The 24,981-nt window shown below is 41.1% G+C and carries 16 protein-coding genes, 3 tRNA genes and 3 rRNA genes; 15 read left to right on the forward strand and 7 right to left on the reverse strand.

Going from position 1 to position 24,981, the window contains the following annotated elements; all coding sequences use genetic code 11:
- Window positions 1-23: 23 nt before the first annotated feature.
- The gene (locus PT285_RS00255; protein ID WP_277146862.1) at window positions 24-1,961 is read right to left on the reverse strand and encodes a PTS glucose transporter subunit IIABC; all 1,938 of its coding nucleotides are present in this window, start codon (window positions 1,959-1,961) and stop codon (window positions 24-26) included.
- A gap of 181 nt (window positions 1,962-2,142) precedes the next feature.
- Between PT285_RS00255 and treR the strand changes: the two genes are divergently transcribed.
- A complete protein-coding gene (treR, locus tag PT285_RS00260; protein ID WP_277146864.1) occupies window positions 2,143-2,865 on the forward strand; it encodes a trehalose operon repressor in 723 nt (240 codons plus the stop codon).
- An 11-nt stretch (window positions 2,866-2,876) separates the two neighbouring features.
- Window positions 2,877-4,544 (forward strand): alpha,alpha-phosphotrehalase, encoded by a 1,668-nt coding sequence (gene treC, locus PT285_RS00265; RefSeq protein WP_277146866.1) that lies wholly within the window; start codon window positions 2,877-2,879, stop codon window positions 4,542-4,544.
- 81 nt (window positions 4,545-4,625) lie between these two features.
- On the opposite strand, the gene PT285_RS00270 is transcribed toward treC, so the two are convergent.
- Window positions 4,626-5,636: a D-2-hydroxyacid dehydrogenase gene (locus PT285_RS00270; protein WP_277146868.1), complete on the reverse strand. Its 1,011-nt coding sequence runs from the start codon at window positions 5,634-5,636 to the stop codon at window positions 4,626-4,628.
- Between the two features lie 151 nt (window positions 5,637-5,787).
- On the opposite strand from PT285_RS00270, the gene PT285_RS00275 reads away from it, so the two are divergent.
- The 3 genes from PT285_RS00275 (at window position 5,788) to PT285_RS00285 (ending at window position 10,402) form a co-directional block, all read left to right on the forward strand.
- Window positions 5,788-6,627 (forward strand): fructosamine kinase family protein, encoded by an 840-nt coding sequence (locus PT285_RS00275; RefSeq protein ID WP_277146870.1) that lies wholly within the window; start codon window positions 5,788-5,790, stop codon window positions 6,625-6,627.
- Between the two features lie 42 nt (window positions 6,628-6,669).
- Entirely contained in the window at window positions 6,670-7,497 is an 828-nt protein-coding gene (locus PT285_RS00280) for an exodeoxyribonuclease III (protein WP_277146872.1), read from the forward strand.
- Window positions 7,498-7,564: 67 nt separating this feature from the next.
- Complete coding sequence (locus tag PT285_RS00285) at window positions 7,565-10,402, forward strand: DUF3427 domain-containing protein (protein WP_277146874.1); 2,838 nt, start codon at window positions 7,565-7,567, stop codon at window positions 10,400-10,402.
- On the opposite strand, the gene PT285_RS00290 is transcribed toward PT285_RS00285, so the two are convergent.
- Window positions 10,395-11,381 carry a LacI family DNA-binding transcriptional regulator gene (locus tag PT285_RS00290; RefSeq protein ID WP_277146876.1) on the reverse strand — a complete coding sequence of 329 codons (987 nt, stop codon included), beginning with the start codon at window positions 11,379-11,381 and terminating at the stop codon, window positions 10,395-10,397. The genes PT285_RS00285 and PT285_RS00290 overlap by 8 nt on opposite strands.
- Before the next feature lie 149 nt (window positions 11,382-11,530).
- Here PT285_RS00290 and PT285_RS00295 point away from each other — a divergent pair, with 149 nt between their 5' ends.
- Together PT285_RS00295 and PT285_RS00300 are read left to right on the forward strand one after the other, a co-directional pair.
- Window positions 11,531-12,178 carry a bifunctional 2-keto-4-hydroxyglutarate aldolase/2-keto-3-deoxy-6-phosphogluconate aldolase gene (locus tag PT285_RS00295; RefSeq protein WP_277146877.1) on the forward strand — a complete coding sequence of 216 codons (648 nt, stop codon included), beginning with the start codon at window positions 11,531-11,533 and terminating at the stop codon, window positions 12,176-12,178.
- A gap of 7 nt (window positions 12,179-12,185) precedes the next feature.
- Window positions 12,186-13,211 (forward strand): sugar kinase, encoded by a 1,026-nt coding sequence (locus PT285_RS00300; RefSeq protein ID WP_277146879.1) that lies wholly within the window; start codon window positions 12,186-12,188, stop codon window positions 13,209-13,211.
- A gap of 308 nt (window positions 13,212-13,519) precedes the next feature.
- Here the strand turns inward: PT285_RS00300 and PT285_RS00305 are convergent, their stop codons facing one another.
- Window positions 13,520-14,629, reverse strand: a complete 1,110-nt coding sequence (locus tag PT285_RS00305; protein WP_374211482.1) for a serine hydrolase domain-containing protein — start codon at window positions 14,627-14,629, stop codon at window positions 13,520-13,522.
- A gap of 182 nt (window positions 14,630-14,811) precedes the next feature.
- Between PT285_RS00305 and PT285_RS00310 the strand changes: the two genes are divergently transcribed.
- The 7 genes from PT285_RS00310 to PT285_RS00340 all read left to right on the forward strand — a co-directional run bounded on the left by PT285_RS00310 (window position 14,812) and on the right by PT285_RS00340 (window position 20,782).
- On the forward strand, window positions 14,812-15,225 hold the full coding sequence (locus tag PT285_RS00310) for a peptide deformylase (RefSeq protein WP_277146881.1): 414 nt from the start codon (window positions 14,812-14,814) through the stop codon (window positions 15,223-15,225).
- Window positions 15,226-15,572: 347 nt separating this feature from the next.
- Window positions 15,573-17,141, forward strand: a 16S ribosomal RNA gene (locus tag PT285_RS00315).
- A gap of 118 nt (window positions 17,142-17,259) precedes the next feature.
- A tRNA-Ile gene (locus PT285_RS00320) sits at window positions 17,260-17,333 on the forward strand.
- Between the two features lie 51 nt (window positions 17,334-17,384).
- Window positions 17,385-17,457, forward strand: a tRNA-Ala gene (locus tag PT285_RS00325).
- A 135-nt stretch (window positions 17,458-17,592) separates the two neighbouring features.
- Window positions 17,593-20,505: ribosomal RNA gene (locus PT285_RS00330) — 23S ribosomal RNA — on the forward strand.
- A 76-nt stretch (window positions 20,506-20,581) separates the two neighbouring features.
- Window positions 20,582-20,698: ribosomal RNA gene (gene rrf / locus PT285_RS00335) — 5S ribosomal RNA — on the forward strand.
- The 16S, 23S and 5S rRNA genes sit together here with 3 tRNA genes alongside, the layout of an rRNA operon.
- An 11-nt stretch (window positions 20,699-20,709) precedes the next feature.
- Window positions 20,710-20,782 (forward strand) — tRNA-Asn (locus tag PT285_RS00340).
- 49 nt (window positions 20,783-20,831) lie between these two features.
- Here the strand turns inward: PT285_RS00340 and PT285_RS00345 are convergent.
- A complete protein-coding gene (locus PT285_RS00345; RefSeq protein ID WP_277146883.1) occupies window positions 20,832-21,758 on the reverse strand; it encodes a LysR family transcriptional regulator in 927 nt (308 codons plus the stop codon).
- Between the two features lie 116 nt (window positions 21,759-21,874).
- On the opposite strand from PT285_RS00345, the gene PT285_RS00350 reads away from it, so the two are divergent.
- The gene (locus PT285_RS00350; protein ID WP_277150546.1) at window positions 21,875-23,755 is read left to right on the forward strand and encodes a flavocytochrome c; all 1,881 of its coding nucleotides are present in this window, start codon (window positions 21,875-21,877) and stop codon (window positions 23,753-23,755) included.
- 46 nt (window positions 23,756-23,801) lie between these two features.
- On the opposite strand, the gene citG is transcribed toward PT285_RS00350, so the two are convergent.
- Complete coding sequence (citG, locus tag PT285_RS00355) at window positions 23,802-24,626, reverse strand: triphosphoribosyl-dephospho-CoA synthase CitG (RefSeq protein WP_374211483.1); 825 nt, start codon at window positions 24,624-24,626, stop codon at window positions 23,802-23,804.
- Between the two features lie 64 nt (window positions 24,627-24,690).
- Window positions 24,691-24,921, reverse strand: coding sequence for a cytochrome b5 domain-containing protein (locus PT285_RS00360; RefSeq protein WP_277146885.1), 231 nt, complete (start codon window positions 24,919-24,921; stop codon window positions 24,691-24,693).
- Window positions 24,922-24,981 lie beyond the last annotated feature (60 nt).

Raw genomic sequence — 24,981 nt, forward strand, 5'->3', positions numbered from 1 at the left:
TCTTTTTTTGCTTTGAACCACTATTAAATCGTTCCTGGGCGCTTTGCTTTTTCTACTTTATTGCCCATCGTCATTTTATCATCATAACCCCAGAACCAGGTAATAACAAAGGCAACAACAATTGCAACTGCACTAGCAAGTAGGAATGCATAGAAGCTACTAAGATCACTAGGATTCTTAGGATTGAAGAAACTTGAAAAGCCGATCAAACCACCTGTGAAGCCAAACATGGTTCCGTGCATTAATCCAGTAATTAGGCCGCCAAAAGCAGCACCGATTGAACCAGATATGAAGACCTTCTTATATCTTAGATTAACACCATAAATAGCGGGCTCGGTTACCCCACAGAAGGCACTGATCATTGCGGCAAAACCTAATTCTTTAATATCTGCCTTTTTTGATTTGATTGCAACAGCCAAAACGGCCGCACCTTGAGAAATCATTGTTGAACAGATAATTGCGTTAATTGCACTTTGCCCCGTACTTGCAATTTGCTGGGCAACCAACGGAACCACACCCCAGTGAAAGCCAAAGATAACCAAAACTTGGTAAAGGCCGCCGATGATGAAACCGCCAAGCCAACCTGAGACAGAAACCAGCCAGTTAATGAAGACAGCAATTCCGTTGGCAATTCCTTGAATAATTGGTCCTGTGATGACTAATGTGATCGTTGAAACTACCAAGACGGTGATTAACGGAACAAAAATCATTTGTAGATAGGTTGGTAAAACTTTCTTTAACCATTTTTCCAACTTAAAGGCCAACCAAGCTGCCAAAATCATTGGAAAGATTGAATAGGTATAGTTCAAAAACTGAAAATTTAGTCCAGCCAAGTTGAACATTACCTTGCCAGCTTTACCCCAGGCAATTAGCTGGGGCATAGTAATGACACCGCCGATGACAGCGGCAATAATTGGGTCACTGCCGAGACGTTTAGCGGCACTGAAGCCAACCCAGATAGGCAGGAAGTAAAATGCTGAATCTGCCATCGCACTAACTGTAATATATGGAACACTGTTAACATTAAGCAAGGAACCAAGCTGCGGCAGAGTGAGCAAAGCAAGGATGCCCTTGATAATTCCCGATGCCGCAATGACACCGATGACTGGACTCATTGAACCGGTTATAAAACCGATCAGGTTATTTAGTGCTCTTGTAAAAGGATTTTTACCAGTATTTTGATTGCCTTCTTGGCTTGCGGCCGTCTCATCTAATTCAGGAAGTTGCTTAATCAGTTCGTCATATAAATTAGCTACCCCATCGCCAATAACAACTTGATATTGACCGGAAGCATGCATTACGTCAAGGATACCACGCTGATTTTTCAATACGTCATCATCAGCTTTAGCTTCGTCTTTTAAGTAAAAACGCAGCCGCGTTATACAGTGAATCACATTTTTAATATTTTCTTTGCCGCCCACATTTTTGATGATAAAAGCAGCTAAATCAGGATTAGATAATTTTTTAGCTGAAGTCTTTTCCGAATTAGCAGCCTTAAGATAAGCAGTGGCGACAGAGTTTCCCGCCTTAGTCTCACCTTCAGTCACATCTACTCCGGCAATTTTGTCATTTGAATTGGTAATAACGGTAATAATCGTTGGATCCAGCTTGGATTGCTTAACCATATCAAGATCCATCACTGCAATTCGTTGACCTGCTGTGACGGTATCACCATTTTTTATGTTAATTGCAAATGGCTTACCTTTAAGTTCAACGGTATCAATTCCCATATGAACTAATACCTCAAGCCCTTCGTTAGTTTTAAGTCCAATTGCATGCTTTGTTGCAGCAATAGTCACGATTTTACCGGTAACTGGTGCTACAATTTCACCACTTGAAGGTATTAAACCGAACCCCTGGCCCATTGTTCCTTTGCTGAAAACGGGATCATTAATGCTGCTTAGGGCAACAACTTGACCGTTAGCAGGAGCCAAAAGAGAAGCCTTATTATTGTTTGCCATATTGTCCTCCTTTTCTACAATGCATTTGCATTTTTACTAAGTAATACAATAATATTATCATACTTGTCTATACAAGCTGTCAATAATTTGTTTACTGATATTTTTAGCAATTTAAATAAAAGTAGTTTACTTGTATGTACCGAAGTAGGTATAATAAAGAAAATTGATGAAAGGAATTTCAATGGAATCTAAATCTGATCTGATTGCACAAGATATTACTGCTAAAATTAGACATCAACAGTTTAAGATTAATTCATTTTTGCCAAGCGAAAGTGAGCTGACTATTTTGTATGGGACTTCACGTGAAACGGTTAGAAAAGCATTAGACCAGCTCAATTCTTTAGGCGTAATTCAAAAAATTCGCGGCAAAGGTTCAATGGTGTTAAATCTGGAAAAATATTCTTTTCCCGTTTCAGGAATTTCAAGCTTTGCTGAGCTAAGTCAAGCAATGGGAATGAGAACCGAAACTATTGTTTTAACTTTGAAAAAAATGAAGTCCTTACCAGCACTTTTTCAAGAGAAATTTCCTGAAGAAAAAGAGCAAAAGGGAATTTATATTGAACGTTTACGAATAATTAATGGGAAAGCAGAAATTCTTGATTGTGATTTCTTATTTACACCACCGATTACTGAATTACCGCTTGAAGCCGCGCAGACTTCAATTTATAGTTATCTCGAAAATAAAAAGGGCTTAGAAGTTTCATATGCTACAAAAGCAATTACGGTTGAGAAGATTGGCAAGCAATTGCAAAATAAACTCGGCATAGAAGGTAATTCAGCAGTTTTGGTAGCTAGCCATAATTTTTTGAGCGATGCAACTTTGTTTCAGCTTACTTTGTCCTATCATGATCCGCAAAAATTTAAATTTGTGGATTTTGCTCGTAGACAGAGAATCAAACCCTAAGGGAGCAGCTAATGGTTAATTTAGGCAAAAAAGTAATTTATCAAATTTATCCTAAATCTTTTTATGATTCTAACAATGACGGTATTGGAGATATTCAGGGAATTATTCAAAAAATTGATTATATAAAAAAACTCAATGTTGATATGATTTGGTTTAATCCTTTTTTTGTTTCACCACAGAATGATAATGGCTACGATATTGCTAATTATTATCAAATTGATCCGCTTTTTGGTACAATGGCAGATTTTGATGAGCTAGTTTCCAAATTGAAGGAAATTAATGTTGGTGTGATGCTTGATATGGTTTTCAATCATTGTTCAACTAGCAATGAATGGTTTCAAAGGGCTTTAGCTGGCGATGAAAAATACCGTAAATTTTTTTATTTACGTAAAGCAAAGCCTGATGGCAGCTTGCCGACTAATTGGCAAAGTAAGTTTGGGGGCCCAGCTTGGGCAAAATTTGGTGATACTGATTATTATTACCTGCATCTTTACGATCCCAGTCAAGCAGATCTTAATTGGCATAATCCAGAAGTCAGACAAGAAGTTTATAAAGTAGTTAATTTTTGGCGAGCTAAAGGAGTTCGGGGCTTTAGGTTTGACGTGATTAACGTTATTGGCAAAGCTGACAAGTTAGTTGATTCAACCGATCCAGTGCAAGAAAAGAGTTTGTATACTGATACGCCAATCGTTCATCAGTATTTAAAAGAATTAAATGCGGCAAGTTTTGGAAAGGATTTTGATAGTATAACTGTTGGCGAGATGTCATCTACCACGATTAAAAATTCAATTAAATACTCCAAACCTAGTGAACATGAATTATCAATGGTTTTTAATTTTCATCATTTAAAAGTTGATTATAAAAATGGTGAAAAATGGTCTAAGATGCCGTTTGATTTTATGAAATTAAAAAATTTGTTTGCTGATTGGCAAGAAAAAATGGATCAAGGTGGCGGCTGGAATGCACTCTTTTGGAATAATCATGATCAGCCTATGGCTCTCAACCGCTTTGGTGATCCTGGTAAGTACCGTATAAAATCTGCTGAAATGCTTGCTACTGCAATTCATTTAATGCGTGGTACACCATATATTTATATGGGTGAAGAAATTGGAATGATTGATCCTGATTATTCTTCAATTAATAATTATGTTGATGTAGAAAGCTTAAATGCTTTTAATAAACTGAAAAAACAAGGAATGTCGGATGAAGGGGCTTTGGCAATTGTTAAAGCCAAGTCGCGTGATAATTCGCGAACGCCAATGCATTGGGACTCTGACCAATATGCGGGTTTTAGCAAAGTAAAGCCGTGGCTGATGCCGAGAAAGCAGATGCAAATCAATGTCTGTAAAGAGCTAACCCAAGGAGAAATTTTTAATTACTATCAAAAATTGATTAGGATCCGAAAACATGAGGATTTGATTTCTGATGGGCATATCAAAATGTTTTTAAAAAATGATCCACAAATTTTGGCTTATGAGCGATTTAATCTTGATAGTACTAGTAAAATATTAGTTTTTACTAATTTTTATGGTCAAGAACATAAGATCCAAATACCAACTGCTTATGTGGATCAGCCGTATTCCATCTTGATTAGCAATTACCAAAGAGTAGCAGGTAATTTGCAACCTTCATTAATTTTTAAGCCATATGAAGCTCTTGCTATAAAGCTAAAGCCATAATATAGGATTTTAATTGAATATTTCCCGGGAAATAAAAAAGAAGTTGAGGAAAACTCAACTTCTTTTTTATATTAGATTCATCTAAAATTCTTTGTCTAAGTCAACTGGTGTATCAGGTTTTTCACCTTTGATTAACTTTAAGTTATTGTCAAATGCTTTAACAACCATGTTGCGAACTGCGTGAGTTGTGTAAAATGCTGTATGCGGAGTTACGAGAACATTTGGCCGTGCGATTAAATCAGCTAAACGTTTGTCTGGCAACTCTTTATTACTATAATCGCTGTTAAAGATACCAACTTCATTTTCATAAGTATCCATAACAAAGCCGAATATTTTACCAGAATCAAGGCCACGAATGACAGCATCAGTGTCAACTAACGGACCACGAGAAACATTAATGATCACAACACCGTCTTTCATTTTCTTGATTGACTCGTCATTAATCATATGAACATTTTCTGGCGTATCTGGAACATGCAATGAAATTACATCAGCTTGCTTGTAAATGTCATCAAGACTGTCAACGTAATAGCCTTTCTTTTCGAGTTCTGGGTTTTTGTAAATATCATAAGCAATGACTTTAGCGCCAAAGCCTTCCATTATCCTCATGAATACTTGACCGATATGACCGGTGCCGATAACACCGACTACTTGATCACGTACTTCACGACCGATTGTTGGTGCCCAACGAAAGTCATGTCGTGCAATTTTTTCATCCATTCGCTTATCCTGACGCAAAACACGTGCTGCTTGAACAGCTGCATGTTCAGCAATAGCATCAGGTGAATAAACTGGAACATTGGTTAACTTGAAGCCTAAAGACTTAGCTTTCTTTAAGTCAATATTGTCAATACCAACGTTACGTAAAGACCAATTCTTAATGCCAAGATCGGCTAAGGCTTGAATTGTATCGGCTTTATAGTCTAATTGCTGATAGGTTACAACGCCGTCAGCGCCTTTAGCTAAAGCAGCTGTTTCGGGAGTTAGAAGCTTATCAGTAAATTCTACATCAATGTCTTTATGAGCATTTTCCCATTCGTGTACGTATGGTTCTTCATCTTTTCGAATCGCATATGCAAAAATTTTAGTCATATTGTTTGCCTCCATAAGTTTAAAATATGCCTTCTTGTGCTATTATACACTTGTGTAAGTGAGACATAAATATAAAAATAATTTAAAACGTTTTCTTTTTTAAAACGCTTTAAAATTGGGTTAAATTAGGTTTCCATATAGGTGAAAATAAATGCAAATGAAAAATTTCATTCAAAGATTACCGATAAAAAATGTTACTGATTGTAAAATAATTCACGGAGGTGACACGAATAAAACTTATAAAATTATCGCTGCTAAGCAAAAATATTTTTTGAAGGTTCAACCATATGCAGATGCTGGTTACTTTGATCATGAGAAAAAAGGTTTGGTAGAAATTTCCCGGGCCGGTGCGAATACACTAAAGCCACTTGCAAGCGGACAGATTGATAATATGGCTTATTTGCTACTGAATTGGCTGGAAAAAAGTGTGGGCAGTCAAGCTGATTTAGGCAGAATGGTTGCTAAACTTCATCAAAGACACAATAATAGTTTCGGGTTTGGCGATTATTATCGAACTAGAATCTTGCTTAAAGATAATCGCTGGCGAACAAGTTGGATTAATTTTTATGTTGAACAACGGCTTCTTCCGGAGGTTAATTATGCTAAGAAAGTTGGTCGTTGGAATGATTGGCGTGAACATCATTTTGAACAGATGGTGACGGCTTTTACAACTTATTATGCAGATAAAGTGATCGTACCAAGTCTGTGTCATGGTGATCTTTGGTTTGGCAATGTAATGTTTGCAGCCGGTAAGCCTTACTTAATTGATCCCGATGCAGTTTATGGTGATCGGGAATTCGATCTGGCAATGACCACCGTTTTTGGCGGCTTCAATGATGATTTTTATGCGGCTTATAACGAGGTTTACCCACTTGTACCAGGTGTGGAAGAGCGATTAAACTGGTATCGTTTTTATTATTTGTGCATGCACCTGAATTTGTTTGGCGAAATATATGGTAATGCAGTAGATGATATTTTGCGGCAGTATTAAAAAGCTTTATAATGTATGGATATAAGTAAAAAGGGAGAAAAGATGATCTTAATTTCATGGAATATTGATTCGTTAAACGCGGCATTAACGGGCACTTCTGCGCGAGCAGAGGAAACGCGAAAAGTATTAGAAAAAATACACACTGAGCGTCCAGACATTATTGCAATTCAAGAAACTAAACTGCGTGCCACAGGACCAACTAAAAAGCACCAAGAAGTCTTGGCGGAAGAATTTCCTGAGTATCATTATGTTTGGCGCTCATCGGAAGAGCCGGCACGCAAGGGGTACGCCGGGACAATGTACCTGTATAAAAAAGAATTGGCACCGCAGGTGACATACCCCCAAATTGGCGCACCAGGCACAATGGATGAAGAGGGCAGAATTATTACTCTAGAGTTTCCTAAATGTTTTGTTACTCAAGTTTATACGCCAAATTCTGGTAACGGGTTGAAGCGTCTTTCTGAACGTCAGGTATGGGACCAAAAATATTTGGAATACCTAAAACAGCTGGATCAACAAAAACCGGTTTTAGCCAGTGGAGACTATAACTGTGCCCATACACCGATCGATCTTAAGCATCCCGATAATAACCATCATTCTGCCGGCTTTACTGATGAAGAACGGGCCGGGTTTACTAACTTGTTAAATGCCGGTTTTACAGATACTTTTAGGGAAATTAACGGTAACGTTGAGGGCGTGTATTCTTGGTGGGCCCAGCGTGTGCGCACGGCAAAAGCAAATAATTCTGGCTGGAGAATTGATTATTGGCTCACCAGCAACCGGATTGCCGATAAGGTGAAACGCTCGGAGATGCTGGATACTGGTGCCCGTGCTGATCACTGTCCGATTTTATTAGAAATTGCTTTATAGGTAATTTTGGGACATCTTTGTTAGATGTCTTTTTTATTTTTTTAAAATAAAGTTTGAGGAGAAATAGATGAACAAGCCATTACAAGATGCAATTCTCAACGGATTGTATGATCAAAGTTATCCTGGACATGAATTATTAAGCCCCAAACTTTTGCAAAATAAGCATGATGACAAGATTTGGTTGACGTTGCGTCAGGAGCTTACAACGTGTTCAGGTTTTACTTGGGCGGTTGCCTTTGTTACTCAGGATATGCTGGTGCCGCTTAAGGTGGTGCTGGCTGATTTGGCTGCCAAAAATGTTCAGGGTACTTTGATTACGGGAGACTATCTCGGCTTCAATAACCCCCAGGTTTTCCGCGAGTTACAGAAAATTCCTAATTTAACCGTAAAAATTGCTGGCAAGAGCGGCTTTCATGCTAAGGGCTATCTGTTTGAGCATGAAGGTTATCAAACTATCGTCATTGGCAGTGCGAATTTTACGCGTGCGGCTTTGCTGAGTAATTATGAATGGGCATTGAAAATCAGTTCTGCAAACGAAGCCGGACTGACAAAACAAATTGGCAGTCAGATATTGCGGCTAAAAGAAAATAGCATGGATCTAACGCAGGATTGGCTGGCTAATTATGAGAAGAATTGGGTCAAGCCAGTAAGCACTACTTCAGTTCTGCAAAAAGGGGATGCGGTAATTGTTCCTAATAAGATGCAGCAGTCGGCACTAGCTGAATTGAATGGCTTGGTGGCTGAGGGGCAAAAACGTGGCCTGGTTGTATCAGCAACTGGGACAGGCAAGACTTATTTAGGTGCTTTTGCGGTAAAAGCATTTCAACCTAAGAAATTTTTATATGTTGTTCACCGGGAGCAAATTGCTAAAAAAGCCCTAAAAAGTTTTTACAAAGTAATCGGCGGTGATCGTTCCGATTATGGCTTGTTGGCGGGTAATCGGCATGATTTAAGCAAAAAATACTTGTTTGCCACGGTCCAAACAATCAGTCAGCCTAAAACGTTAGAAACACTAAAGCGACACGAGTTTGATTATATTTTAATTGATGAGGCACATCGTGCTGCTGCTCCGAGTTATCAGCGGATATTAGACCACTTTGCGCCAAAATTCTGGTTGGGGATGACGGCAACTCCGGAACGAATGGATGATCAGGATGTCTACCAAATTTTTGATTACAATTTAGCTTATGAAATTAGGCTGCGTGATGCTTTAGAAGAAAAGATGCTGGCCCCGTTTCACTATGTTGGGGTTCAGGATTATGAAAATAATGGTGAGATAATCGATGAAACAACTAATTTGCGCTACCTGGTTTCGGCCGAAAGGGTTAACTATGTTTTAAAAGAACTGGACTACTACGGTTATTGCGGCTCGCAGCCGTGCGGTCTAGTTTTTTGCAGCCGGCAGGAAGAAGCATATGAATTAGCCCAAATTTTTACAAGTAAAAATCATCCGGCAGCCGCTTTAACCAATCAGGATAGTGCCAAAAGGAGAAATGAAGTTATCGGCGAGCTTGAGCGAGGACAGCTTGAATACATTATTACGGTTGATCTTTTCAATGAGGGCGTTGATATTCCGGCACTTAATCAGATTGTGATGCTGCGTAATACCCAATCAAGTATTGTCTTTATTCAGCAACTAGGGCGGGGTCTGCGTAAGTATCCGGGGAAAGATTATGTGACGGTAATCGATTTTATTGGTAATTATAAAAATAATTATTTAATTCCAATTGCCCTCAATCAGGATACAAGTCATGATCAGGATCGGGTGCGTGAAGAAATCACCCTGCCAAATTTTATCGGTGTATCAACGATCAATTTTAGTAAGATTGCGTCGACTAAAATTTTGGCTTCGCTTGAACAGATTAAATTGGACAGTTTTAAAGAGTTGCGGCAGTCTTATCATGATTTGAAAGAAAAAATTGGCCGGGTACCGTTATTATTTGATTTTTATCGTTATGGCTCAACGTCACCGGAAGTATTTGCAAATAATCACGGTCTGCAAAATTACGGGACGTTTCTGCTTAAAATGGGAGAGCATGTTAGTTTGACCAAATATGAAAATGAAGTGCTTGCGTTTGTTACCAAGGAATTATTGAATGGAAAAAGACCACACGAATTGGTTCTGCTTAAGCTGTTGTTGAAGAATAAACAGGCTAGCCGGGATGAATTTGAACAAGAATTAAAAAATCACTGTGCCTACGTTGATAATGCCGTTCTCAGTTCGGTGGAAGATATTTTATCCCTGGATTTCTTTGCGGTTAAGCAGGGTAAAACTACAAAAAAAGAGCAGTACGGCAATCAAGCATTAATTGAGCGCGTCGGATTATTTGATTATCAGTTTACACCGCTGATGATCCAAGCATTAGCAAAGGATTCCGTATTTAGAAAGCTGTTTACTGATGCGGTTATGACGGGCTTAGCCCTTAATGAAAAATATGATAATCACCAGCAGTTTACCCTCTACCAGCAGTATGACCGCAAGGATGTTTGCCGGTTGCTAAATTGGCCTAAGGATGTTTCGGCCCCGATGTACGGCTACCGTGTTGATAAAAGCGAAACGCCAATCTTTATCACTTATAAAAAAGATGCGGAAGATAAGCGAAATGCACTATACCACAATACTTTGTCGGATGGCCGGAGCCTGCGCTGGTATACCAGAACACCGCGGCATATTGCATCGGATGAAGTACAGCGACTACTTAATACACCGCAAATGAAATTACATTTATTTGTGAAAAAAAGTGATGCGGTCGGCAAAAAATTCTTTTATTTAGGTCAAGCACAAATTGAGCGCGAAACCGTTAAGGAGGAATTATTGGGCCCAAAGAAAAAAGCAGCAGTCGGGATGAACTTGCTGTTAAAGCATCCGTTAGAAACACGGATGTACGAGTTGCTTTTTAGTTAAATTTGGTTTTAATTATCGTTACTGGCGGTATCGCCTGATGATCACCGTTTAGTAGTTTAAGCATCAACTGCCCCGCCTTTTTCCCTATTTGGTAAGGATTCTGCATAATCATTTTAGCGGTTGGCCAGATTGTCGGGATTAAATCGGTGTCGGCAAAACCTGAAATTTGCAGATTTTTATTTGAAATCAAACCATCGCTAAGCAAAGCAGATAAAAAGGTGAAGAACCACCGTTCCTCAAGAAAGAACAAAACGGTTTTAGAATTAGTATTGGTTAAAGCTTTTCCTAACTTATGATAAATTGCATGATTATGCTTGCCGGAATTGTTTGCTTCCAGCTCTAATACTTTAACCTGCGGATAAACTTCTTTGATTCCCTTCAGTCGCTCTTGCCTAGTTGAAGCAACCGAAATTGTTGATGATAAAACAATGGCTTCAGTACAGCCGTTATTCTGAAAATATTTGGCCGCGTTATAACTGGCGCTGTAATTATCACTTAACACCTGGGGCCAAGGAGAATAATCTAATTTGCGGTCAAGGATTACAATCGGCATTTCCCTTTTTACTTCATTTTTAATTGTTACTGCATCACTGCCCAGCGGCTGTAAAATTAATCCGTCGTAGGTGTTTAGGCCTACTTCGTTAATTAAATGCTGTTCCTTTTGCTGCTGCGAATTTGTGTCAAGCATCACCGTTGTGTAGCCGCTAGATTCTAAGACGAAACTAGCGCCCTTAAATAATTCAGTCGAAAATGAATCCGCAATGTTTACAACAATGATTGCAATTGTTTTGCTTTTATTGGTAATCAACTGTCTGGCGGCGGCGTTAGGAACATAATTTAATTTATCAATGGCATTTTTAACCTGTTGCGCGGTTTTGGTGGACATTCGATTTAATTTACCGTGAAGATATCGTGATACCGTGGCAATGGAGACACCTGCCAAATTGGCAACATCTTTGATACTAGCTGATTTTTTCATAGAGTCCTCAAATTCAAGTTATTACAGCTATTATAGCAAACAAATTAATAGTCGGAGAAAACTATCTTTTTAACAATTCGTGATTGAAATATTTTAGGTAAAGGTTTACCATAAAGCTATAATTTAAAAAGAATAATGGAGGAATTTTTATGCAGAAGAGCGAAACATTGTTGGCAGTAAAAAAAGCCGGAGTAGTGGCTGTTGTCAGAGGAAAAACAAAAGAAGAGGCCTGTCAAACGGCAATTGCGTGTATAAAGGGCGGCGTTACGGCAATTGAGTTAACCTTTACTGCCCCTCAGGCTGATGAGATTATCCGCCAATTAAGTGCAGATTATGGTGATGATCCAGAAGTGGTTATTGGTGCAGGAACGGTTCTGGATCCGATTACCGCTAGAATTGCAATTATGGCAGGTGCCAAATTTATTGTTGCACCTTCGTTTTCTAAGGAAGTTGCGTTGCTATGCAATGAATATCAGATACCATATATGCCAGGATGCATGACGGTTACTGAGATTCAAACAGCGATGCGGTATGGTTCAGAAATTGTTAAAGTATTTCCAGGCAGTGTTGTGGGTCAAGGCTTTATCAAAGCTGTTAAGGCACCACTACCGCAAGCAAACCTGATGCCGACCGGTGGGGTAAACCTGGATAACATGCATGACTGGTTTGAAGCTGGAGTGGTTGTCGTTGGTGCCGGCAGTAATTTGACCGCTGCCGCTGCTAAGGGTGATTTTGCTGCGGTAACCAGACAAGCAGCAGCTTATCACAAAGAATTTTTACAGATACAAGGAAAATAGGTGCAGTATGCAAAAAGTAGTAACCTTTGGCGAAATTATGTTGCGGCTTAAACCCGACGAAAATCAAAGAATTGTGCAGACAAATAATTTTTCGGGGCTCTATGGAGGAGCAGAAGCGAATGTAGCGACCTCACTGTCTCTTCTTGGCGACCATGCACAATTTGTTTCTAAAGTTCCGAGCCATGCGGTAGGGCAAGCGGCTTTAGGAACTTTACGCCGTTATGGCGTTGATGTATCGCAGATGCGTGCAGGCGGCCCTCGGCTAGGAATTTACTTTTTTGAAAAGGGTGCAAGTATTCGTAATACAAGTGTTGTTTACGATCGTGCTGGCAGTTCGTTTGCTGTTTCACTGGCTGAAGAATATGACTGGTCGAAAATTTTACAAGATGCAAGTTACTTTTACTTTTCTGGGATTACACCGGCAGTTTCAACGCAAATGCGTAAGGCAGTGCTAACTGCCTGTCAGTATTGTTCTGAACATGGTATTAGTGTTGTTTGCGATCTTAATTATCGCGGCAAGATGTGGTCTCAGGAAGAAGCACAGAAAACGATGGCACAGCTGATGCCTTATGTTGACATTTGTATCGCAAATGATGAGGATTTTGAAGCAACCCTGGGAATTAAGGCCTTTGATGGCAATATGCGCCACGGAATTAACCAAAAAGCTGCATTTGTTGCCGGCATGAAGGAAATAACTGTTAAATATCCAAACTGCCGCACGGTTGCTAGCGTGCTCCGTAATATTTATTCTGTAGAAGATTCAGAATGGATGGCCCTGATGATCGATAATGGCAAGGTTTATGAAACACCTGTTTATAAAATGCATGTTTGGGAAGGTGTCGCAGCGGGGGATGCTTTCGGTGCCGGACTGGTTCACGGATTGCTGCATAATTTTAATGAACAGGAAAGAATTAATTATGCAATTGCCGCAAGCGTCCTAAAATTAACGATTAGCGGGGACCTTAATTTAGTTACCGATGCAGAGATTCGTGCCGTAATGGCTAAGCAAGGCAGCATGCGTGTTCAGCGATGATTTAAAATAAAAATTACGATTGAAAATTAACACATGAGGATTAAGTTCCCCGTGTGTTTTTTGGTGCTGCCTTTTTTGTCAAAAAGTGTCTGGAAAAAACTCAAATCAAAAAAGAATGTTAGAACAAAAAACTAACATTCCTTTTTTGATATAATCTTTTGTTTAGATTACACAACAAAAAGTTACAAAATTTAAAGATATTTACAATAACATTCGACTTTAATAATTGCTCTTAAACAATATTTTTCAAAAGCATAGTTTTTTCTCAGACGTGTGAACTATTTGTTTAATTAAAAAACAAATTTTTATTATCGTGAAGTAAAAGTATCAGCTTTAATATGTTGTAAGATTTCATAACCAACATCTTTTTCGTCGTTTTCATTATCGTCAGTTTGGTTCAGAAACATTACGATACCATTTTGGTTGTCGCTTGTTAATTGCACCCAAGTGCCAAAATGAGTTCCGTTTAAACTGCCATACGCAAGTTTAAGGTTATCATCATTCTTAAGGTATAAGCCACCAGAATAATTGGTTACCTTGCTGTTGAGATGAGTTAAATAGTTAAAATCAGATTTGTCAAGAATTGTCCCGTCTGTTAAACCAACTTGAATTTTGTAATATTCTTCTGGAGTAGTAAACAAGTTACCAGCTCCAGGAATTTGGGATGCAAGGGATTTTTTTACATAACTAGAATTTTGGTAATTCTTGCTACCATTTGAATAATACGATATTGGATCGGTTTGTGCCTTTGGAATATCTTGGTAAAGACATGTGTTTTCGAGGTCCAATTTATCGATTACTCTGCTTTGGAGGTTTGCATCGTATGATTTTCCGGTTAATTGACGAATGATGCCGGTAAGTAAGATATAATTGGTATTGTTATAATGATAACTGCCCACTTTTCCACTGGCAGAGCGGTTAACATTGTTAACCACCCAGTTGATGGCATTAGCTTCGGAATAGTTATACCCACGATCAATTTCGGTACCTGTTGCTATAATACCTGAGGTATGAGTCAGCAAGTTTCCCACGGTGATATTACCGGCGTTCTTTAAAGTGGGATACCAGCGCGAAATTTTCGTGTATTGAGAAAATTCTTGGTCAGTATCTGATTTCTCGTTAATTAATTGGACAATCATTGCCCCAGTGATCACTTTTTGTAAAGATGCTGAGGGATAAATGACCTGTGGGTCGCCATTGCCAATTTTTTTACCATACCAAGCATAGCCATAGCTAATTTCTTGTGGCACACCATCTTCAATTATTTCGACGCTGCCGCGAACATGATGCTTTGCTAAGGTATTACGGACGAAAGTATACATGTCTGTTTGACTAGAATCAGTTGCCGCATGTGCTGGTTGCAAACAGGTATTAATTGCCATAATTGGGATAGATAATGCTAAAATTATGGTGATCATAAAAGTAATAAATTTGTTTTTCAAAGTAAAGTTCTCTCCCCTCAAGGTTGTTAATTTGTATTATAAAACTTCTGCGCCAATAAAAATATGCAAAAGTATTAAATTTATTTTACGATAGGTAATTTCTTCTTAATAATTATGGATAATGCTAGAAAAATCACTATGCATGTAAAGGCATTAAAATGACAAAGAGAATAATTATTCACGATCTTTTGGTTTTAAAGCAGAAATCTACTCCGGCTGCAATCAGGGATTTGGACATAGCAATAGATTTAAAAGACACTTTAATCGCAAACCGCAAGTCTGCTGCTGGACTTGCAGCCAACATGATTGGTGAAACTAAGCAAATTATTGCTTTTTATGCAGGGCCATTAGTAATCGTAATGTTGAATCCAGTTATAGTAGAAAAGTCTGACCAATATCTTGCTGATGAAGGTTGTCTTTCCTTGCCTGGCACTAGAAAAGTCAAACGTTACAAGAATATTACTGTTAATTTCCAAGACATGAATATGAAAAAACAAACTCAAAAGTTCGTAGGCTATGTAGCAGAAGTTATTCAACATGAAGTCGATCATTGTCGAGGAATTATGGTGTGATTTTGACTAGTTAGGATAATTTTTTAAAAAAGTAGAAAAAAAGACTTGCCAAGGAGAGGATAAATTGCTAATATAAATAACTGTCGCCGGGAGGTAAGCAAAAAGAGCTTAAAAGAAAGCGACAAGCGAGCGAAAAAAGTTCTTGACAAAGAGAGCAAAAGTTTGCTAATATAAATAAGCTGCTTTTGAAAGAGGAAGCAACAGGTAGTACCTTGAAAACTGAACAATGTTTTCGCAAAATGTGCGGGTGAAAGAACCCAAACAAAAGAGCGAAGTCAATTTCGCAAGCAAATAAATCTGAGATAATATCTTAGAGAACGAATGAGCAAACATTCAAACAAACAGATAAAAATGAGAGTTTGATCCTGGCTCAGGACGAACGCTGGCGGCGTGCCTAATACATGCAAGTCGAGCGAGCATATTTAACGGAATACCTTCGGGTAGGAAGAAAAATAAGCGAGCGGCGGATGGGTGAGTAACACGTGGGGAACCTGCCCTCTAGACTGGGATACCATTTGGAAACAGATGCTAATACCGGATAAGAGCGAGAAGCGCATGCTTCAAGTTTAAAAGGCGGCTATTAAAGCTGTCGCTAAGGGATGGCCCCGCGGTGCATTAGCTAGTTGGTAAGGTAACGGCTTACCAAGGCAATGATGCATAGCCGAGTTGAGAGACTGAACGGCCACATTGGGACTGAGACACGGCCCAAACTCCTACGGGAGGCAGCAGTAGGGAATCTTCCACAATGGACGCAAGTCTGATGGAGCAACGCCGCGTGAGTGAAGAAGGTTTTCGGATCGTAAAGCTCTGTTGTTGGTGAAGAAGGATAGAGAGGGTAACTAATCTTTATTTGACGGTAATCAACCAGAAAGTCACGGCTAACTACGTGCCAGCAGCCGCGGTAATACGTAGGTGGCAAGCGTTGTCCGGATTTATTGGGCGTAAAGCGAACGCAGGCGGAAGAATAAGTCAAATGTGAAAGCCCCCGGCTTAACCGGGGAATTGCATCGGAAACTGTTTTTCTTGAGTGCAGAAGAGGAGAGTGGAACTCCATGTGTAGCGGTGAAATGCGTAGATATATGGAAGAACACCAGTGGCGAAGGCGGCTCTCTGGTCTGTAACTGACGCTGAGGTTCGAAAGCATGGGTAGCGAACAGGATTAGATACCCTGGTAGTCCATGCCGTAAACGATGAGTGCTAAGTGTTGGGAGGTTTCCGCCTCTCAGTGCTGCAGCTAACGCATTAAGCACTCCGCCTGGGGAGTACGACCGCAAGGTTAAAACTCAAAGGAATTGACGGGGGCCCGCACAAGCGGTGGAGCATGTGGTTTAATTCGAAGCAACGCGAAGAACCTTACCAGGTCTTGACATCTCCTGCAATACATAGAGATATGTAGTTCCCTTCGGGGACAGGAAGACAGGTGGTGCATGGCTGTCGTCAGCTCGTGTCGTGAGATGTTGGGTTAAGTCCCGCAACGAGCGCAACCCCTATTATTAGTTGCCAGCATTAAGTTGGGCACTCTAATGAGACTGCCGGTGACAAACCGGAGGAAGGTGGGGATGACGTCAAGTCATCATGCCCCTTATGACCTGGGCTACACACGTGCTACAATGGCTAGTACAACGAGGAGCGAGACTGTGAAGTTAAGCGAATCTCTTAAAGCTAGTCTCAGTTCGGATTGCACTCTGCAACTCGAGTGCATGAAGCTGGAATCGCTAGTAATCGCGGATCAGCACGCCGCGGTGAATACGTTCCCGGGCCTTGTACACACCGCCCGTCACACCATGAGAGTCTGTAACACCCAAAGTCGGTAAGATAACCTGTAAAGGAGTCAGCCGCCTAAGGTGGGACAGATGATTAGGGTGAAGTCGTAACAAGGTAGCCGTAGGAGAACCTGCGGCTGGATCACCTCCTTTCTAAGGAAGAAGACAGTGGAAGAGTAGGCAAACTACTAAAGAAGCAGTCAACGGAAGCACATGGAGCGGGACATTGTTTAGTTTTGAGGGTAATACCTCATAATAGGAAACGTTAGTCGGGCCTATAGCTCAGCTGGTTAGAGCGCACGCCTGATAAGCGTGAGGTCGATGGTTCAAGTCCATTTAGGCCCATTGACATTTAACTCAACTAGAGTTATTGTCAGATTAATAATTTAATAATACGGGGGCTTAGCTCAGATGGGAGAGCACCTGCTTTGCACGCAGGAGGTCATCGGTTCGATCCCGTTAGCCTCCATTGGATCTAAATAGATCCATGGTTAGTACATTGAAAACTGAATATAATCCAAGAAAGATAATAAAAACCGAGACAATCATAAAGATAGAGAACAGATTGTAGAGCGACCGAGAGAGTAAGATCTTAAAGTAATAAGGTCAAGTAAAGAAGGGCGCACGGTGAATGCCTAGGCACAAGCAGGCGAAGAAGGACGTGACTAACGACGAAATGCTTCGGGGAGTTGTAAGTAAACAGAGATCCGGAGATGTCCGAATGGGGGAACCCAGTACAAGAGATTGTATTATCATTAACTGAATAAATAGGTTAATGAGGCGAGACGCAGTGAACTGAAACATCTAAGTAGCTGCAGGAAGAGAAAGAAAAATCGATTTCCTTAGTAGCGGCGAGCGAAGAGGAAAGAGCCCAAACCAAATGATTTATCATTTGGGGTTGTAGGACTACAAAGAGGTATTGTGAGTGATAGCAGAATTAGTTGGGAAACTAAGCCAGAGAGGGTGAGAGCCCCGTAAGCGAAATTGCAAGCAAGCCGAGTAGGATCCTGAGTAGGCCGGAACACGAGGAATTCCGGTTGAATTAGCGGAGACCATTCCGTAAGGCTAAATACTAGTTTGTGACCGATAGTGAACCAGTACCGTGAGGGAAAGGTGAAAAGAACCCCGGAAGGGGAGTGAAAGAGAACCTGAAACCGTGTGCCTACAAGTAGTCAGAGCCCATTAAAGGGTGATGGCGTGCCTTTTGTAGAATGAACCGGCGAGTTATGTTAATTAGCGAGGTTAAGTCAGAAAAGATGGAGCCGAAGCGAAAGCGAGTCTGAAGAGGGCGAGTAAGTTAGTTGATGTAGACCCGAAACCAAGTGACCTATCCATGACCAGGTTGAAGGTGAGGTAAAACTCACTGGAGGACCGAACCCACGTAAGTTAAAAATTGCGGGGATGAGTTGTGGATAGCGGTGAAATTCCAAACGAACTTGGAGATAGCTGGTTCTCTCCGAAATAGCTTTAGGGCTAGCCTTGTGGAAGAGCATAATGGAGGTAGAGCTCTGTTTGGACGAAGGGCCCGTCAGGGGTTACTGAATTCAGATAAACTGCGAATTCCAGATATGTATACACAGGAGTCAGACTGCGAGTGATAAGATCCGTAGTCGAAAGGGAAACAGCCCAGATCACCAGTTAAGGTCCCAAAATCTATGCTAAGTGGAAAAGGATGTGGAGTTGCGTAGACAACTAGGATGTTGGCTTAGAAGCAGCCATCATTAAAAGAGTGCGTAATAGCTCACTAGTCGAGTGACGCTGCGCCGAAAATTTACCGGGGCTAAGCATAGTACCGAAACTGTGGATGTGCACGAGAGTGTACGTGGTAGGAGAGCGTTCTAAATGCGGCGAAGGCTAACCGAGAGGATAGTTGGAGCGTTTAGAAGTGAGAATGCCGGTATGAGTAGCGCAAGACAGGTGAGAATCCTGTCCGCCGAAAGACTAAGGTTTCCTGGGGCAGGCTCGTCCGCCCAGGGTAAGTCGGGACCTAAGACGAGGCCGAAAGGCGTAGCCGATGGATAACAGGTAGAAATTCCTGTACTGCGTTTAATCGTTAATAGCGAAGGAGGGACGCAGGAGGCAAGGAACGCATGGTGCTGGAAACCATGTTTAAGCAACAAGTGCGTAAGTGAGTGAAATGCTTGCTAACAGACAACACAAGTTGTGATGAGGAGCGAAATTAAAGTAGCGAAGGTTCTGTAGTCACACTGCCAAGAAAAGCTTCTAGCAAGAGAGAGCGTACCCGTACCAGAAACCGACACAGGTAGTCGAGTGGAGAACACTAAGGTGAGCGAGAGAACTCTCGTTAAGGAACTCGGCAAAATGACCCCGTAACTTCGGGAGAAGGGGTGCTGGTCGCAAGATCAGCCGCAGTGAATAGGCCCAAACAACTGTTTATCAAAAACACAGGTATCTGCAAAGTCGTAAGACGACGTATAGGTGCTGACACCTGCCCGGTGCTGGAAGGTTAAGAGGAGAGCTTAGACGCAAGTCGAAGGTTCGAATTGAAGCCCCAGTAAACGGCGGCCGTAACTATAACGGTCCTAAGGTAGCGAAATTCCTTGTCGGGTAAGTTCCGACCTGCACGAAAGGTGTAATGATTTGGGCACTGTCTCAACGAGAGACTCGGTGAAATTATAATACCCGTGAAGATGCGGGTTACCCGCGACAGGACGGAAAGACCCCATGGAGCTTTACTGCAATTTGATATTGGGTAGCTGTTAAACATGTACAGGATAGGTAGGAGCCAGAGAAGCTAGGACGCTAGTCTTAGCAGAGGCAATGTTGGGATACTACCCTTGTTTGATGGCTACTCTAACCTAGACCGCTAAGCGCGGTCGGGGACAGTGTCAGACGGGCAGTTTGACTGGGGCGGTCGCCTCCTAAAATGTAACGGAGGCGCCCAAAGGTTCCCTCAGAATGGTTGGAAATCATTCACAGAGTGTAAAGGTATAAGGGAGCTTGACTGCGAGAGAGACAACTCGAGCAGGGACGAAAGTCGGGCTTAGTGATCTGGTGTTACCGCATGGAAGGGGCATCACTCAACGGATAAAAGCTACCCTGGGGATAACAGGCTTATCTCCCCCAAGAGTTCACATCGACGGGGAGGTTTGGCACCTCGATGTCGGCTCGTCGCATCCTGGGGCTGAAGTAGGTCCCAAGGGTTGGGCTGTTCGCCCATTAAAGCGGCACGCGAGCTGGGTTCAGAACGTCGTGAGACAGTTCGGTCCCTATCCGTCGTGGGCGTAGGAAATTTGCGAGGAGCTGTCCTTAGTACGAGAGGACCGGGATGGACATACCGCTGGTGTACCAGTTGTCTTGCCAAAGGCATAGCTGGGTAGCTAAGTATGGCCGGGATAAGCGCTGAAAGCATCTAAGTGCGAAGCCCCCCTCAAGATGAGATTTCCCATACGTAAAGTAGTAAGACACCTCTAAGACTAAGAGGTAGATAGGCTAGGAGTGGAAGAGCCGTGAGGTTTGGAGCGGACTAGTACTAATCAGTCGAGGACTTGACCAAAAGCGAAGCGATCTGGAAGGTTGATATTAGAAGATGGATTATATTTAGTTTTGAGTGTAAAAGCTCAGAGAAGAAGTACGGTGGCAAAAGCAAGAAGGAAACACCTGTTCCCATGTCGAACACAGAAGTTAAGCTTCTTAACGCTGAGAGTAGTTGGTGGGAGACTGCCTGCGAGGGTAGGAAGCTGCCGTGCTTTTTTAATAATCCGGCTTAGCTCAGTTGGTAGAGCGCTTGACTGTTAATCAAGATGTCGTCAGTTCGAGTCTGACAGCCGGAGCTAAGCAAGAAGAGGAGAGGAAGACCTGAAAGGGTCTTCCTTTTTTGCCCTATTTTATGTCTGGTTCAAGTTGAAGCTTGCAAAAATCTGTAATTAACTTTGCAAGAGTTGGTGATATTTTTCTAGCATCTTTAGTTGCAATAAAATATTTAATCCGAATGAATTTTGGATCAATTGGAAGTAAATTAATGGGTGTTGGTGCCATTCTTTTAATGATACTGGCTGCTGAAATAGTTAAACCGAGGCCGTGAATAGCTAGATTAGTCACAGTAATGACACTTTTACTTTCAGTTATTATGTTTGGTTTCACATGAAACTTTTGAAAAATTCCGTTTAGCTGATGCCTAATTGCTGACCCTGGTGCACTTGCTACAAAAGGAGCTTGAAGTATTTCTTTTAAATTATATTCGTTTGGCTTAAGAATAAATTTTCCTTTTTGAAAATACTTTGATTTGGGAGAAATAATAATAAAGTAGCGTTCACCGCCATTGACGTAAAACTTTATTCCTTTTGTCAATGCTTCAGGTGTTTGCCCGATATAACAGTCTATTTGTTCATTTAGGAGTTGACTCTCACTGCTGCGTGGTACATTTTCAATTAGTTGAATTTTGGTATTGGGATTTTCTTTGATGAAGTTGGGTAAAAGTTCTGGTAACAGAAAAGTGCCGAGACTTTCGAGAATGCCAATTTTGATGATATCGTTATCAGGATGAACATAAGGAAGCAGGTTTTGCAATAAGCACTGTTGATCAGTGATTGCTTTTTCCAGGTATTTATAATAAATGACACCCGCTGAGGTTAGTGAAAAAGGCACCTGTTTGCGGCTAATAATTTGTGTACCCAATTTCTTCTCAATCCGTTTAATTAACTGAGTCAAATACGGTTGGGAAATATAGAGTTCGTGTGCGGCTTTAGTAAAGTTATTTTCTTTTAGTAGAACATCAATGTAATGTAGTACGACTTCTGGATTATTCATTTTCTTCTCCATAGCAAAAATGTTATTGCTCTCTTATTATAAAACTATTTCACCTAAAACTAAAAAGTTAGTAAAATTTATATAAGATTTATTTAGTGAAAAGGATGGTAAGCATGATGAAACCTGGTACATATGATATAAAAGCAAAAGGCCATGGCTCTAGCTATATGCCAATGAAAGTATCACTTTCAGAGGATAAAATTACTAACATTGAAGTTGATTCAAGTGGTGAAACTAAAGGAGTTGCTGATGAAGTCTTTAAACGCCTGCCTAAGGAAATAATTACGGGTCAAACGCTGAATGTTGATGCGGTTAGTGGGGCAACGATTTCCAGCAAGGGCCTTATAGACGGTGTTGCGCAGGCAATTTCGCTTGCTGGCGGTGATGCTGGCGAATGGCAAAAGCGGGCTAAAGTGGCAGCAACTAATTCTAAGGATGAAGAAATAACTACGGATGTTGTGGTTATTGGTGCCGGCGGTGCTGGGCTTGCTGCCACTGCAAGAAGCATTCAGAATGATAAAAGGGTCGTATTACTGGAAAAACATCCCCAAATTGGTGGCAATACTACGCGTGCCGGCGGTCCGCTTAATGCTGTTGAGCCTGAATGGCAAAAAGAGTTTAAAGCTCTTCCAGGAGAAAAAGACAGTTTAATCAAACTTGCACAGACCCCAGTTGATGAAATAGATCCTGAATATCGTGAGGATTTTATTGAATTGCAAAAGCAAATCAAGGACTATGTAAATAGCGGTGCAGATTACTTGTTTGATTCAAAATTGCTGCATGAAATCCAAACGTATTTGGGTGGCAAGCGGACGGATTTAAACGGCAATGAAATTCACGGTAACTATGCTTTGGTTAAAGAATTAATTAATAACGTTCTTGATTCGGTTAAATGGCTGACCGACTTAGGTGTTAAATTTGACCGCAGTGACGTTACAATGCCTGTGGGTGCCTTGTGGCGCCGGGGGCATAAGCCGGTTGAGCCGATGGGTTATGCTTTCATTCACGTCTTAGGCGATTGGACTAAGGAACACGGTGCAACAATTTTAACTGAGACGCGTGCTAAACACCTATTGACTAAAGATGGACAGGTAGTAGGCGTGATTACGGAAAAGAGCAACGGCAGCAAGATTACGGTTCATGCTAAACAGGTGATTTTAACTTCTGGCGGATTTGGTGCAAATACCCCGATGGTGCAAAAATATAATACTTATTGGAAACATATTGATGATGACATTGCAACCACGAACTCACCCGCAATTACTGGTGATGGAATTGCTTTAGGTCAAGAAGTTGGTGCTGATCTAGTTGGAATGGGTTTTATTCAATTAATGCCGGTTTCTGATCCAAAAACGGGTGAATTATTCACTGGATTGCAGACACCACCCGAAAACTTTATTATGGTTAACCAACAGGGCAAACGTTTTGTAAACGAGTTTGCCGAGCGTGATACTTTGGCAAAGGCGGCAATTGATAATGGCGGCTTGTTTTACTTGATTGCTGATGAAAAAATTAAGGCGACAGCTTATAACACAACACAAGAAGCAATTGATGCGCAAGTTAAAGCGGGCACCCTGTATAAAGCAGATACATTGGAAGATTTGGCTGAGCAAGTGGGGATGGATCCTGCAGTTTTAACTGCAACAATTGAAAAATACAATTCATACGTTAATGCTGGTAAAGATCCCGAATTTGGAAAGTCTGCTTTCAACTTGAAATGTGAAGTTGCACCGTTTTATGCTACGCCGCGTAAACCCGCGATTCACCATACGATGGGCGGCTTAAAGATTAACACTAAGGCACAAGTGATTAATGAGTCAGGCAAAGTAATTACCGGCTTGTATGCTGCTGGAGAAATCGCTGGAGGCCTGCATGCTGGCAACCGTTTAGGCGGCAACTCTCTTGCGGACATCTTTACTTTTGGCCGGATAGCTGCTGATACGGCTTGCAGTGAGATTGACCAAGCAGATAGTACTTCTGGTGCTTCTGGACATTAATTTTTTTACAACATAAAAGGACTAACTTAGCTCGGTTAGTCCTTTTTTATAGATAATTTTGCTCTAAAGCAACAAAAATGGTAACAATTAATAAATCGGCGCATCCGCCAAGACTGTAATTCATCTTTGTCATGTAGGCATCCAGCTTAGCGAGTTTTTCTTTACCTGCGTCAGTTGCATATCCTCCCAAAGCCAAATAACTTTCTGCTTCTTTTCTCAGCCAGGAGATGATCTTGTCGGTTCCGGCACGCTTAATCAAATTACTGTCAATGGTGACAGTTGCAATTTTCATTAATGTATCGAGTAAACGTGTTTGCAGGCTTCCTGGGCGGCTTTTTAGGAAGGGTAGGGAAATATGTTCAATCAGTGGATAGCCTTGCTCAGCCTCACCACGTGCGCCTGTGTAGCCATATTGGCGGTATTCACTTGCACCTGCGGTAGCTGCTGCTTTGTTTTGACCGAGATCATGTTCGACGAGACCGCTGCACATTTTTTTGATGGTGATGAATAAGTCTGTTTGATGCTGTTTCCGGTAGCTTTCAGCGCAGACAAAAATTCCCAAGGCAAAGATTGCTCCCTTATGAGTGTTGACGCCGTGTGTAGCTGTATACATGCTTTTTTCGGCTTGCACTCCTTCCTTTCTCAGTAATGAAAACATTTGGGTTAGGTCGCTATTGCTGTACGTCTGCCCGATAATTACAGCTTGCTTGAAATAGTTGGTCAGACTTAAGCTGCTGTCGATAAAAGTGTAAATATTCATATCGGTGTGCGGTCCTTGAGAATGCGGATCGACTAATCCCGGTTTGGGATTAGTCACTACTTCATATAAAAGGGCACGAATTGCGTTTTGTGTAATTGTATTTGTCATAATAAAAAATAATTTAAAAATAAAACAGCAGCCCACATTTTGTGAATCTGCTGCTTAACTATTGTGCTTAGTCTTCGTAAGTACCGACTTCATTTAACTTGCCAAGTACGCTTTTGCCATGTGGTGATTGCGCAATTGCTTCAGTCAAATCACGGCCGGCCAATTGACCATGGTGCGTACCATCGGTCCAGTGAGCATTGCCGGTTACATCGTAAACGGTACCGTCAATTGCAACATAGGCAGGATTGCCATTTTTACCATCGTATTTAGCTAAAGATTCTTTTGTAAATTTTTCCATAAAAGTTCACTCCCTTAATTGTTATTATGGCTTACATAATAAACTCGCCTAGGTAATAAG

Source organism: Lactobacillus sp. ESL0791, from assembly GCF_029433255.1.
GTDB lineage: Bacteria > Bacillota > Bacilli > Lactobacillales > Lactobacillaceae > Lactobacillus.

Bases quoted from the DNA above. Each gene is read 5' to 3' on its own strand.
- PT285_RS00255 (WP_277146862.1), bottom strand. From the start codon at position 1,961: ATGGCAAACAATAATAAGGCTTCTCTTTTGGCTCCTGCTAACGGTCAA.
- treR (WP_277146864.1), top strand. From the start codon at position 2,143: ATGGAATCTAAATCTGATCTGATTGCACAAGATATTACTGCTAAAATT.
- treC (WP_277146866.1), top strand. From the start codon at position 2,877: ATGGTTAATTTAGGCAAAAAAGTAATTTATCAAATTTATCCTAAATCT.
- PT285_RS00270 (WP_277146868.1), bottom strand. From the start codon at position 5,636: ATGACTAAAATTTTTGCATATGCGATTCGAAAAGATGAAGAACCATAC.
- PT285_RS00275 (WP_277146870.1), top strand. From the start codon at position 5,788: ATGCAAATGAAAAATTTCATTCAAAGATTACCGATAAAAAATGTTACT.
- PT285_RS00280 (WP_277146872.1), top strand. From the start codon at position 6,670: ATGATCTTAATTTCATGGAATATTGATTCGTTAAACGCGGCATTAACG.
- PT285_RS00285 (WP_277146874.1), top strand. From the start codon at position 7,565: ATGAACAAGCCATTACAAGATGCAATTCTCAACGGATTGTATGATCAA.
- PT285_RS00290 (WP_277146876.1), bottom strand. From the start codon at position 11,381: ATGAAAAAATCAGCTAGTATCAAAGATGTTGCCAATTTGGCAGGTGTC.
- PT285_RS00295 (WP_277146877.1), top strand. From the start codon at position 11,531: ATGCAGAAGAGCGAAACATTGTTGGCAGTAAAAAAAGCCGGAGTAGTG.
- PT285_RS00300 (WP_277146879.1), top strand. From the start codon at position 12,186: ATGCAAAAAGTAGTAACCTTTGGCGAAATTATGTTGCGGCTTAAACCC.
- PT285_RS00305 (WP_374211482.1), bottom strand. From the start codon at position 14,629: ATGATCACCATAATTTTAGCATTATCTATCCCAATTATGGCAATTAAT.
- PT285_RS00310 (WP_277146881.1), top strand. From the start codon at position 14,812: ATGACAAAGAGAATAATTATTCACGATCTTTTGGTTTTAAAGCAGAAA.
- PT285_RS00345 (WP_277146883.1), bottom strand. From the start codon at position 21,758: ATGAATAATCCAGAAGTCGTACTACATTACATTGATGTTCTACTAAAA.
- PT285_RS00350 (WP_277150546.1), top strand. From the start codon at position 21,875: ATGAAACCTGGTACATATGATATAAAAGCAAAAGGCCATGGCTCTAGC.
- PT285_RS00360 (WP_277146885.1), bottom strand. From the start codon at position 24,921: ATGGAAAAATTTACAAAAGAATCTTTAGCTAAATACGATGGTAAAAAT.